This is a genomic window from Campylobacter sp. MIT 12-5580 (genome assembly GCF_005406235.1).
Lineage (GTDB): Bacteria > Campylobacterota > Campylobacteria > Campylobacterales > Campylobacteraceae > Campylobacter_D.
The window spans coordinates 58,560-70,251 of sequence record NZ_NXLK01000008.1; the positions used below are offsets into that span (position 1 = coordinate 58,560).

Below are 11,692 nucleotides of genomic sequence, written 5' to 3' on the forward strand. Positions count from 1 at the left end.
AGATGAAATTTAATGATTTTTTAAATAATCTAAGCAATTACGAGCCGGGTAAGGATATAGAGCTTATAGCTAGAGAGTATGGAGTGAGTGAGGTGATCAAGCTTGCAAGCAATGAAAATCCACTTGGCACTTCCCCATTAGCCTTAAAAGCCTTGCAAGAAAACGCTTATAAGGCGTATTTGTATCCAGATGATAGTATGAGTGAGCTTAAAATGAAGCTTGCAAATAAATTTAAAGTAAGTGAAAAAGAGCTTATTATCGGGGCAGGAAGCGATCAGATCATCGAATACGCTGTGCATTCAAAGCTTAATGCTCAAAATGCTTTTTTGCAGTGCGGAGTAAGTTTTGCGATGTATGAAATTTATGCTAAGCAAACAGGAGCAAAATGCTATAAAACAGCCTCTATTACGCATGATTTAAGTGAGCTTAAAGCCCTTTATAGCAAGCACAAAGATGAGATTAAGCTTGTATTTTTGTGCGTGCCAAACAATCCTTTGGGTGAGTGTTTAAATGCAAGTGAGGTTGAGGATTTTTTAAGTTTTGTTGATGAGGATTGTTTGGTGGCAATTGACGCTGCGTATAATGAATTTGCAAGCTTTAAGGACGAAAAAAAGCATTTAGAGCCGCAAAAATTACTTAAAAAATATAAAAACGCCTTATATCTTGGCACTTTTTCAAAGCTTTATGCTTTGGGCGGGCTTCGCATAGGCTATGGTGTGGCAAATGAAGAGATTATTAAAGCTTTTTATAAGCTTCGTGCGCCTTTTAATGTAACAAATTTAAGTTTAAAAGCTGCAGTGGTTGCTTTAGATGATGAGGATTTCATTTCAAGAACTTTAGAAAATAATTTTAATGAGATGAAGTTGTATGAAGAATTTGCTTTAAAACACGCAATTTCTTTTATACCAAGTTATACAAATTTTATTACTTATTTCTTTGATGAAAAAAATAGCAGTGATTTGTCTGAAAAATTGCTTAAAAAGGGTATAATAATACGAAATTTAAAATCATATGGTTTAAATGCAGTGAGAATCACCATAGGCAAGCCTTATGAGAATGAACGATTTTTTACTGAATTTGAGAAAATCATATAAAATGATATAAAAAAGATTGAGGGTGTATGGAAGAATTTAAAAATATGCTGCACCAAATCGGGCAGCTGTATCAAAATCTAAGCAAAAGACAACGTATAGTAATAGCTGCTTCTATCGTTGTAGTGATAGGGTTTTTGGTATTTTTAGCACTTTATAAAGGCACAGGTTCAAGTGCAAAATCAAACTATGCTGTTTTGGTAGAAAATACTGATGCAAGCAATGCAGCCGCTATCGTTACGAGACTTGATCAAGCTGGAGTGCCTTATATCTTACAAAATGAAAATACCATTTTAGTGCCACAAGATCAAGTCTATAGACAAAAGATGATGGTAGCAAGCGAAGGACTTATCAAAGACTCTAAAATGGGCTGGGAAGGCTATGATCAACAGCAGTTTGGAGCTACAAGCGAGGATCAAAGGATTAAGTATCTTAGAGCCATACAAACTGAACTTGCACGCACCATAGAAAGCTTAGAGCCTATACAAAGGGCGAGTGTGCTTATAGCTATCCCTAAAGATAGTGTTTTTACTGAAAGGCAAACCCCGCCCACAGCTTCAGTTGTGCTTAATATCAAAGAAGGATTAAAGCTTACGCCTAAGCAAATTGATGGTATTAAAAATATAGTCGCTTCAGCTGTGCCAAAACTTGGCAAAGAGAATGTAAGAATCACCGATCAAAAGGGCGTGCCCCTTGAAGAAGATCAAGCGTATGAAAGTGATTTAATCGCTACTCAAATCAAATACAAAAGAGACAGAGAGCAAGAATTAGAGCAAAAGATTATCAATACCCTCGCACCTTTTGTAGGCGGCACAGATAAGGTTGTGGCAAATGTCAATATAGACTTTGACTTTTCACAAATGGAATCTCAAAGCGAAGTGTATGATCCAAACACTGTTGTAAGAAGCGAACAAACTTTAAATGAAGAGCGAAGAGGCTTTAAAGATCCAACCATACAAGGCGTTCCAGGGGCTGTGTCAAATATCTCGCCAGTTGAAGGCTTGCAAGATAATACAAGTGGTGAGTATAGCACCAAAAATCAAACCACAACAAATAATGAAATTTCAAAAACCATTACTAATACAAAAAAATCATTTGCTACCATACTTCGCACTTCAGCCGCGGTAATGATTGATGGAAAATACCAAGAAAGCATAAATGAAAATGGCGAAGTGGTAACTGAGTATATCCCACTAAATGATACCCAGCTTCAAAATATACAAAATTTAGTCCAAAGAACGATAAATTATGATGTCGCAAGAGGTGATTCAGTCGCTGTGAGTAACTTGGAATTTGCAAAAAGTGATGTTAAGGTTGAAAGTAAGGTTAAAACCTTTTATGGTCGCTTTATTGAGCCATTTATCCCACCTGTTAAATACTTCATTGCAGCGATTTTACTTTTTATCTTTTACAAAAAAGTTATCGTGCCATTTACACAAAAAATGCTTGCAGATGTTGCTGCAGCTGAAGAGCAAGAGCAAAAAGATGCTGGATTTATCGAAGATGCTGAAGATGCGTTGGAGAAATTTAATGCTGCACGAAAAAGAGTGGAAGAGCAGCTTGGCTTTGGTGATAGTATCAATGAAGATGCGTTGCAGTATGATGTCTTGCTTGAAAAATTAAAAGCCTTAGTGAGTGATAAAAGTCAAGAAGTCGCTACTTTGCTTCAAACTTTAGTAGAAAATGATAGCGAATATAACGAACATAAGGATATGTGATGATCAAGCTTAGCGAAGAACAAAAGATGATCTATGACGATCTTTCTATGCCAGAAAAGATCGCTATTTTTTTAATCCAACTTGGAGAAGATGTAACAACTGTTGTGTTTTCTCATATGGAGATTAATATCATCACTGAAGTTTCTCGCTATATAGCTATGGCAAAGCAGGTGGATAAAACCGTCGCAACAGCTGTTTTAGAAGAGTTTTATACCCTACTTCAATCAAATCAATACATCAAAAGCGGTGGCTTAGAATACGCCAAAGAAATACTTTATAAAACTTTTGGTCCAGAAATTGCAAATAAAATTTTAGAAAAACTTACCAAAAGTATGGAAAATAATCAAAATTTTGCATACTTAGCGCAAATTAAACCTCAACAGCTTGCAGACTTTATCACCAAAGAACACCCTCAAACCATAGCCTTAATCCTAGCTCATATGGATTCAACTCATGCAGCTGAAACTTTGGAGTATTTTAGCGATGAGTTAAGAGCTGAGGTTGTTATTAGAATGGCAAATCTTGGTGATATCTCTCCAAGTATTATTAAAAGGGTTTCTGCTGTGCTTGAAAGTAAGCTTGAAAGCCTTGCAAGCTATAAGGTTGAAGTGGGTGGTCCAAGAGCTGTGGCTGAAGTACTTAACCGCTTAGGACAAAAAGCGTCTAAATCAACCATTACTTATATCGAGCAAAGTGATGAAAAACTTGCTGAAACGATTAAGGACTTAATGTTTACCTTTGATGATATTGCTAAACTTGGCACACAAGCAATCCGTGAAATTCTTAAAGTTGCTGATAAAAGGGATCTTATGGTGGGACTTAAGGGCGCAAGTGAAGAGCTTAAGCAAAAATTTCTTGCTAATATGTCTACTCGTGCGAGCGAAGCTTTCCTTGAAGAAATGGGCTTTTTAGGAGCTGTTCGGGTTAAAGATGTTGAGGAATCGCAAAGAAAAGTTGTCGAGGTTGTGCAAAGACTTGCAGAGCAAGGATTAGTTCAAACCGGCGAAGCTGATGAGATGATAGAATAGGCTTAAACTATGGCAAAAAATACCAATGTAATTTCACAAAGCAATGCAAACGAACATATCGTCGAGAACTATCATTTTAAGGTAATGAGTGAATTTGCAAGCACTCAGGAACAAAACCGCATGCAAGAGGCTTTAAATGCGCCAGTTCCTCCAGCCACTACCCCGGCTATGCCTTTGGAAGAAAAACCTAGCCCACAAGTAGCTGAGCCAACTTTGCAAGCCCCATTAGAAGAAGAAAACAAAAGTGAGGCAAATGCTCCTTTTCAGTCAAGCTTTGTCGAGGATTTGTTGAAAAAAACTGATGAAATGTCTGGCAATATCATCAAGCTTCAAATGCAAATTGAAAGTCAAGAAAGTGAATTTAACAACCGCTTAAATGCCGAGCTTGAAGGAGCAAAAGAAAAATTTACTCAAGAAGGGTATAACAAGGCAAAAGCTGAGTTTGATAAAGAAACAAATGAGCTTAAAGATAAATATCTTAAAAGTGTGGCTAAGCTTGATGAGGCATGTGCGAATTTAGATGTGTTTGTGGCTAAAAACGAACAAGAGCTTGCCAATACTGCTATTGAAATCGCAAAAGAAGTGATTAACAAAGAGCTTGAGGAAAATTCAGCCCAAATTGCTTTAAATCTCTCAAAAGAGCTTATTTCAGAGCTTAAAGGTGCTGCAAGTATAGAACTTAAAGTAAGCCCAAGTGATTATGATTTTGTAAAATCCGAGCTTAAAGAACTTACCCATCTTAAAGTTAGTCTTGATGATGCTATCTCAAAGGGTAGTGTTATCGTGCTTAGCGATGTAGGAAACATAGAATCAAATTTAAACTCTCGTCTAAATAAAATCAAAAAAATGGTTAGCCAATGACAGCTTTAAGCATAGAGCATGAAAGGCTTCAAGAGCTTGATTTGCAAGCTTTAAATGAGCTTGCCGCAAATTTAAGAACAAGAATTATAGAAGTTGTAAGCAAAAACGGCGGACACTTAAGCTCAAATTTAGGTGTTGTGGAGCTTAGCATTGCTATGCACTGCGTTTTTGATTATAAAAATGATCCTTTTATCTTTGATGTTTCTCATCAAAGCTATGCACACAAACTTCTTACCGGTAGGGCTGATTTTTTTCATACGCTTAGGCAGTTTGGGGGCTTAAGTGGCTATACTAAAGAAACGGAGGGGGATTATTTTGTCGCCGGGCATTCAAGCACAAGCATATCCTTGCTTGTTGGAGCCTGTAAAGCGATAAAGCTAAAAAAGCAAAACCGCACACCCATAGCTTTAATCGGCGATGGAGCAATGAGTGCTGGTATGGTGTATGAAGCCTTAAATGAGCTTGGCGAGAGAAAATATCCTTGTGTTATCATCTTAAATGATAATGAAATGAGTATAAGTAAGCCAATTGGAGCGATATCAAGATATCTTTCAGGAGCTATGGCAAGTGAGTTGTATCAAAAATTTAAAAGGCGCGTTGAAGGCGTTTTAAGTTATCTGCCTCAAAGTGCAACTTATATGGCAAAACGTTTTGAGGAGAGTTTTAAGCTTATAACTCCGGGAATTTTGTTTGAAGAGTTAGGACTTGAGTATATAGGTGTGATTAATGGACATAATTTAAACGAACTTATCCCCGCCCTAAAAAAAGCCAAAGCTATGCAAAAACCTTGTATAGTGCATACTCAAACCATCAAAGGCAAGGGTTATGAAAAGGCTGAGGGTAAAAATGCTAAATGGCACGGCGTAGGTGCTTTTGACATACAAACCGGACAAGCTGTGAAAAGCTCAAACACATCAAAGTCAGCCACAGAGCTTTTTGCTTTAAATTTACTTGAACTTGCCAAAGAATTTGATGATATAGTAGGTGTTACAGCAGCTATGCCAAGTGGAACAGGGCTTGAAAAGCTTATAGAAGCTTATCCAGAGCGATTTTTTGATGTGGCGATTGCCGAGCAACACGCTGTAACTTCTATGGCAGCTATGGCAAGAGAAGGCTTTAAGCCATTTATCGCTATTTATAGCACCTTTTTGCAACGCGCTTATGATCAAATCATACATGATTGTGCGATTATGAATTTAAATGTAGTTTTTGCCATAGATAGAGCTGGCATTGTTGGTGAGGATGGCGAAACGCACCAAGGAGCTTTTGATATAAGCTTTTTAGCCTGTGTGCCAAATTTAACCCTTATCGCACCAAGAGATGAAGCGATGATGAAAGAAGTTATGCGTTATGCTTATCATCATCAAGGTTGCATAGCTTTTCGCTATCCAAGGGGAAGCTTTTTACTTAATGATGAGTTTAAGCCTTCTAAGATAAAGCAAGCAAAGGCTCAGTGGCTCATAAAAAATGAAAGCAAAATCGCATTTTTAGGCTACGGACAAGGTGTTGGTAGGGCTTTTGGAGCGCTTAAATACCTTGAAAAAGAAGGTTTGAAAGACTATGCAAATTTGATTGACTTGATTTTTGCTAAGCCTTTAGATGAGGTGCTTTTAAAAGAACTTGCCTTGCAAAGTCAAATTTGGTTTGTTTTTAGTGATAGTGCAAGGATTGGTGGTGTAGCAAGTTTGCTTGAAACTTTCGTGCAAATTTATAACTTAAAAGTTAAAATCATCAGCTTTGAATACAAAGATGAATTTATCACCCACGGACAAACAAATGAGGTTGAACAAAGTTTAGGCTTAGATACACAAAGTTTAGCTTTGCAGATAAAGCGATACGCGCAGCCTTAAAATAAATTTAAGTATATATAAACAAAGTTTGTAAATTCTTAAATAATAAAAAATATCCTTTAGTATAAACTTATTTTAAACTTTTTTTTGTATTATTACACAATAAATAAAATTACAAAAAAGGTCGTTTATGGAACTTGTGCAACTCTTAAAAAATCACGATTTAAAAGCTACTCCACAAAGGCTTTGCGTGCTTAAAATCCTTAAACGCCACGAACACCCAAATATAGACGAACTTTATAAGCAAGTGCGCGAAGAATACCCATCAATCTCACTTGCCACCGTGTATAAAAATCTCAATACCTTACAAGAACAAGGTTTGGTTGTTGAAGTCAATGTGCCTAATCAAAAAACATATTATGATATATACGAAGAGCCACATATTCACCTTGTTTGCTCAAGGTGTGGTCATATAGATGATCTTAATTTCAAAGACACAAATTTAGCCCTTTATCAAGAAGAGATAGAAAAAAAGATAGGCAATTTAATCGATCATTTAAGCATAAGTGCAAGGGTTGATGGTTGCTCTAAATGTCGCCAACGCTAAATTTTAGGAAAGCGTATGCAAAAACAAGAACAAATCGTAGAAATGTTTAACCAAATTGCTCCAAGTTATGACAAAGCAAATAGAATTTTAAGTTTTGGAGTAGATATAAGCTGGCGAAAAAAGGCTTGTGAAAGAGTGCTTAAATGCTTTGATGAGCATAAAAAACTCAAAATCGTTGATGTAGCATGCGGGACAGGCGATATGCTTGAAATTTGGCAGGCAAAGGCTAAAGAGTTACACAAATCCATCTCTTCTCTCATCGGTATAGATCCAAGCACTTCAATGCTTGAAATTGCTAAGAAACGCTTTTCAAAACTTGAATTTATCGAGGCAAAAGCCCAAGAACTTCCCCTTAAAGATAAAAGCGCAAATATCATCAGTATAAGTTATGGAATTCGCAATGTCGTGCAAAGAAAAGAGGCTTTAAAAGAGTTTTTTAGAGTGCTTGATAAGGGTGGGATTTTGTTGATTTTAGAATTTACAAAAAGAGAAAAAGGTGGGCTTGTCGCTTGGATAAGGGATTTTTATCTTAAATACATACTACCAAAAATTGGTTCATTCATCAGTAAAAATTCTCAAGCCTATGAATACCTTCCCCATTCAATTGATGCGTTTTTAAGCAAGGAAGAGCTGATTAAAGAGCTTGAAGAAGCTGGTTTTAAGATGATGTATTATGAAAGTTTGAGTTTTGGTATAAGTTCAATGTTTGTTGCCATAAAAGAAAAATGAAAGTCAGCGAGCTTAACCTTAAAGCAAAAAGCTTGCTTGAGGCGCATTTTGAGAATATTAGCCTTAGTGGAGAAGTCTCTAAGATCACTTTTCATGGTTCAGGGCATTGGTATTTTGACTTAAAAGATGAAAAATCAAGTATAGCCTGCGCTATGTTTAAAGGCTTTAATTCAAGGCTTGATTTTAAGCCAAAAGTAGGGGATTTTTTAGAATTAAATGGCTTTGTGAGCTTATATGCTGAAAGTGGGCGGTATCAGTTTATCGCTAAAGATATGAAAAATTCGGGCTTTGGTGATTTAGAAGCGCAGTTTTTAGCTCTTAAAGAAAAGCTTGAAAAAGAAGGGTTGTTTGAAATAATCCACAAAAAACCCTTGCCAAATTTTCCCTCAAAAATCGCCCTTATCACTTCCTTAACTTCTGCTGCTTTGCAAGATATGCTTAAGCTTATCAACCAAAAAGGCTATTTTTTAGCCCAAATTTATATTTTCAATGCCCTTACTCAAGGAAGTATTGCGCCAAATTCTCTCATAAGAGCTTTGCAAAGGGCTGATGAATATGGTTTTGATCTCATCATTATTGCAAGGGGTGGTGGAAGTAGGGAGGACTTGTTTTGTTTTAACGATGAGGGTTTAGCAAGAGCGATTTTTCACGCTAAAACGCCTATTATATCGGCTATTGGACACGAGATTGATTATGTGATTAGTGATTTTGTGGCTGATTTTAGGGCTCCAACACCAAGTGCGGCGATTGATCTTATTTTTATGAGTAAAAATGAACTTGAGCAAAAGCTTGATGAGCTTGAGTTTGCTCTTAAAACTTGTTTGAAAAACAAAATTCATAATGCGAATTTTTCTTTGCTGAGCCTTGAAAGGCTTTTTAAAGCCAAATCTTTGCACACCATCATCGAGGACAAGATCAAACAAATTGAGTTTTTACAAAAACAACTCAATTCGCTTATACGCAACAAACTCGAACATTTTAAGCTCAAACTTATGAGTTTAAATAACGCTTTTTTGCAGCACGAAGCTTTTTTCCAAAAGAGCAAAGATCTTGTAAGCATCCAAAAAAATGGACAAAAAATTCGCCTTGAAGAACTTTCAAAAGATGATATCATCACACTTTGTTCTCAGGACACTCAAAGAGAAGCTAAACTTTTATGAGCGTAAAAACTCAAACTTGTGTTGCCAAATTTTTTATGTTTGATTTGCTTGAATTCACCTAAATTTTTATCAAATAATATTTTGCAGTGATGTTCGATGATGATATAAACTATATTTTTATTATGCAAATTTAAGATCAAATTGATAATTTTTTCATAAATATCCTCAAAACCAGCTCGTATATCAAAAGGCGGATCAAGATAAATGATAACTTCATCTTGAAGCGTTTCAAGCAAGTGTGGCAAAAACACAAAACTATCTGCTTTATGCACAAAAAGCGTATTTTCATCAATACTCTTTGCGTTTAAAAGAGCTATCTCATAAGCTTTAGCATCTTTTTCTATAGCATAAGCTTTTAAAGCATAATGGCTTAAAGCGCTCGCAGCCATTACAGCGCTTCCACCAAAAGCTTCTATGAAAATTCTATTGTTGAGTTGGTTTTGCAAGACATTGAAAACGCAGTCTTTGACTATACTTTTTGTGCTTCTTGTTGTCTCTAAACTTGGTAAAATGAGCTTTTTGCCTTTAAATTTACCACTTTGTATGAGGGTAAAAAGTTTTTTATTAGACGCGTTTTTATTCATCAAGGGCGCTAAGAAGCTTAGTTTTTAAGGCATCAATAGCCCTGTCAATCTCGTTTTGATAACTTTTTCTAAACTCACTTGCGATATGCTCTATCTTTTCTTCTAGAGCTTTTTTCTTCTCCAAAGCTTTTTTTTCAGCAAGCTCGCAAAGTGCGGTATGAAATTCAAGTAAGGCATTTAAAAGCTGTTCCTTGCTAAAAGGCACGCTAAGTTGGCTTGAGGACTTGGCGATGATGAATTGTGGCTTGAGTTCATTGCTTTTTTCATCACACACCAAAAAATCGCAATCCTTTTTCATCACCAAATATTCTCTTAAAAAGAGTCTTAAGGCATTTTCAAGGATAATATCTTTGCATTCTAGAGCTATTTTCATTTTTTGACTTTAATTTATTTTTATTCTTAAAATACGCATTATATCAAATTTTTTTGGAATTTTTTGGTTTTGCTCTTTTAAAATTGCTATATTATCTTAAAATATTAATTTGAGCTTGTATTGTAAAATATTTTTTTGATTTATTGATCTTTTAATAGCCGATAATTTTCATATTAATTAAGATATTTTTAAGGATAAAATTTATAATTTTTCATTAAAAATATCTTATAATGTGAAAAAAAGTAACATTAAATTTGAATTTTCCGTTTTTTTTTTTTTTGTATTTTACACTGCGACACCTTTTTAAGATAGAATGAAAACTTATAAAGCTTTGTTGAAGAGTTTTTACACTACTTAAAATAAGGATAGAAATAATGAAGTTCTTAAACCAAATGAGTTTAGGCACAAAAGCAAGTGCCTGTATTGTTGCAGTTTTTGCCTTTTGTATGATCGTAATGACCATACTTTTAACAAACAGCTCAGCAAAAATTCAAGAAAAAGAGTCTCAAAAACTCATCGCTAATGTTGCTGCAAGGGTAAGTAATGTTATTGATAGCTATATGAAAGAGATTATCGCCGTTTTAAAGCTTTCTCAAGATAGTATAGAAGAATTGCTACTTGAAGATCAGGGTTTGCAAGAGCAGATCAAAGATCAAATTTATTTTGCGATTGATGCGACTTCGTATGCAACTTATGCGTATGTTTATCTTAAAGATACAAGTGTGCTAAATGGCGAGGTTATGGATAGTAAATATAAACTGCCAAATAATGAATTTATGATACTTGTGACTGATACAAATATCGATAAAAAAGGCGGAGTTGAAATTTTGCAAGCTGATGGGGCGATCGCTCATTTTGATTCTGTGCAAAAGGCTTTGCAAACAGGACAAGAAACCATGGGTGAGCCAAGCTGGCAAAGTATAGGAAATTTTGAGAGTAGGTTTGGTTTTGGTGTGAATTATCCTTTGTTTGATAAAAATCATAAAGTTATAGGTGTAGTAGGAATGTTTATTGATGAAGAGGCTTTATCTAAAAATGTTTTATCTGATCGATTTTCTGTTTTTGATCAAGATTATCGTGCTTTGCTAAGTTCTCAAGCAAATGTCGTTGCTCACCCAAATAAAGATGTGATTGGCAAATCCTTTACCGCAATAAATACTGATCCAAGTGCAGCTGCCCTGCTCAATGCCATACAAAACAAACAAGACGCTCTTATAAGTTATAAAAATATACAAGGCACAACAACTTTTGCTGGGATAAAAATTCTTGATTTGGGTAAATTAGGATATATGGTTTCAGCTGTTGTTGCCCCGCAAGAGTCTATTTTTGCACCTGTTTATGATTTGAGGCGAATGATTATTTTGATGGTGCTTGTGTGTTTATCTATAGGAGTTGTATTTACGATTTTTTATGTAAGAAAAGCAATAGTTTCAAGGATAAACAATATCTCCAAACAGCTTCTTAGTTTTTTTGATTATATCAATCATAAAACAAACACCATGCCAAAGTCTCTTCCTCCAAAGGCACATGATGAGCTTGGTTTAATGGCTTTGGCGATTAACGAAAGTATCCAAAAAACGCAGATTGGTTTAACTCAAGATCAAGAAGCCGTCCAACAATCAGTGCAAACCGTGCATATAGTAGAAGAAGGTGATCTAAGTGCAAGAATCACAGCTCATCCTAAAAATCCTCAACTCATAGAACTTAAAAATGTATTAAATCGCTTACTTGATGTCTTACAACACAGAGTA

Annotated in this window: 10 protein-coding genes and 1 pseudogene; 9 read left to right on the plus strand and 2 right to left on the minus strand. The window is 35.4% G+C overall.

The genetic code is table 11. The annotated features are described in order from the left end of the window. Positions 1-2 precede the first annotated feature (2 nt). From hisC to xseA, 8 genes are all read left to right on the plus strand, one after another. Complete coding sequence (hisC, locus tag CQA38_RS07955) at positions 3-1,094, plus strand: histidinol-phosphate transaminase (RefSeq protein ID WP_137633472.1); 1,092 nt, start codon at positions 3-5, stop codon at positions 1,092-1,094. A 26-nt stretch (positions 1,095-1,120) separates the two neighbouring features. Continuing rightward, a complete protein-coding gene (gene fliF / locus CQA38_RS07960; protein ID WP_137633473.1) occupies positions 1,121-2,809 on the plus strand; it encodes a flagellar basal-body MS-ring/collar protein FliF in 1,689 nt (562 codons plus the stop codon). Further along, entirely contained in the window at positions 2,809-3,837 is a 1,029-nt protein-coding gene (fliG, locus tag CQA38_RS07965; protein WP_034904855.1) for a flagellar motor switch protein FliG, read from the plus strand. The genes fliF and fliG overlap by 1 nt, the downstream gene beginning before the upstream one ends. 9 nt (positions 3,838-3,846) lie before the next feature. Next, positions 3,847-4,698: a flagellar assembly protein FliH gene (fliH, locus tag CQA38_RS07970; RefSeq protein WP_137633474.1), complete on the plus strand. Its 852-nt coding sequence runs from the start codon at positions 3,847-3,849 to the stop codon at positions 4,696-4,698. After that, positions 4,695-6,548: a 1-deoxy-D-xylulose-5-phosphate synthase gene (dxs, locus tag CQA38_RS07975; protein WP_137633475.1), complete on the plus strand. Its 1,854-nt coding sequence runs from the start codon at positions 4,695-4,697 to the stop codon at positions 6,546-6,548. Before fliH ends, dxs begins: the two co-directional genes overlap by 4 nt. A gap of 130 nt (positions 6,549-6,678) precedes the next feature. Further along, positions 6,679-7,095, plus strand: coding sequence for a peroxide-responsive transcriptional repressor PerR (perR, locus tag CQA38_RS07980; protein ID WP_137633476.1), 417 nt, complete (start codon positions 6,679-6,681; stop codon positions 7,093-7,095). Positions 7,096-7,110: 15 nt separating this feature from the next. Next, positions 7,111-7,824, plus strand: a complete 714-nt coding sequence (gene ubiE, locus CQA38_RS07985; protein WP_137633477.1) for a bifunctional demethylmenaquinone methyltransferase/2-methoxy-6-polyprenyl-1,4-benzoquinol methylase UbiE — start codon at positions 7,111-7,113, stop codon at positions 7,822-7,824. Further along, entirely contained in the window at positions 7,821-8,984 is a 1,164-nt protein-coding gene (gene xseA / locus CQA38_RS07990; protein WP_137633478.1) for an exodeoxyribonuclease VII large subunit, read from the plus strand. The genes ubiE and xseA overlap by 4 nt, the downstream gene beginning before the upstream one ends. Here xseA and CQA38_RS07995 read toward each other — a convergent pair. Beyond that, complete coding sequence (locus CQA38_RS07995; protein WP_137633479.1) at positions 8,960-9,568, minus strand: RsmD family RNA methyltransferase; 609 nt, start codon at positions 9,566-9,568, stop codon at positions 8,960-8,962. The two genes, xseA and CQA38_RS07995, sit on opposite strands and share 25 nt — an antisense overlap. Beyond that, complete coding sequence (locus CQA38_RS08000; RefSeq protein ID WP_137633480.1) at positions 9,561-9,941, minus strand: ornithine carbamoyltransferase; 381 nt, start codon at positions 9,939-9,941, stop codon at positions 9,561-9,563. The genes CQA38_RS07995 and CQA38_RS08000 overlap by 8 nt, the downstream gene beginning before the upstream one ends. Before the next feature lie 374 nt (positions 9,942-10,315). Between CQA38_RS08000 and CQA38_RS08005 the strand changes: the two are divergent. Continuing rightward, a pseudogene (locus tag CQA38_RS08005) lies at positions 10,316-11,692 on the plus strand (cache domain-containing protein); the annotation flags it as partial.

What these genes read in the sequence shown, in the direction of transcription:
- hisC (WP_137633472.1), top strand. Translation starts at nt 3, where the DNA reads ATGAAATTTAATGATTTTTTAAATAATCTAAGCAATTACGAGCCGGGT.
- fliF (WP_137633473.1), top strand. Translation starts at nt 1,121, where the DNA reads ATGGAAGAATTTAAAAATATGCTGCACCAAATCGGGCAGCTGTATCAA.
- fliG (WP_034904855.1), top strand. Translation starts at nt 2,809, where the DNA reads ATGATCAAGCTTAGCGAAGAACAAAAGATGATCTATGACGATCTTTCT.
- fliH (WP_137633474.1), top strand. Translation starts at nt 3,847, where the DNA reads ATGGCAAAAAATACCAATGTAATTTCACAAAGCAATGCAAACGAACAT.
- dxs (WP_137633475.1), top strand. Translation starts at nt 4,695, where the DNA reads ATGACAGCTTTAAGCATAGAGCATGAAAGGCTTCAAGAGCTTGATTTG.
- perR (WP_137633476.1), top strand. Translation starts at nt 6,679, where the DNA reads ATGGAACTTGTGCAACTCTTAAAAAATCACGATTTAAAAGCTACTCCA.
- ubiE (WP_137633477.1), top strand. Translation starts at nt 7,111, where the DNA reads ATGCAAAAACAAGAACAAATCGTAGAAATGTTTAACCAAATTGCTCCA.
- xseA (WP_137633478.1), top strand. Translation starts at nt 7,821, where the DNA reads ATGAAAGTCAGCGAGCTTAACCTTAAAGCAAAAAGCTTGCTTGAGGCG.
- CQA38_RS07995 (WP_137633479.1), bottom strand. Translation starts at nt 9,568, where the DNA reads ATGAATAAAAACGCGTCTAATAAAAAACTTTTTACCCTCATACAAAGT.
- CQA38_RS08000 (WP_137633480.1), bottom strand. Translation starts at nt 9,941, where the DNA reads ATGAAAATAGCTCTAGAATGCAAAGATATTATCCTTGAAAATGCCTTA.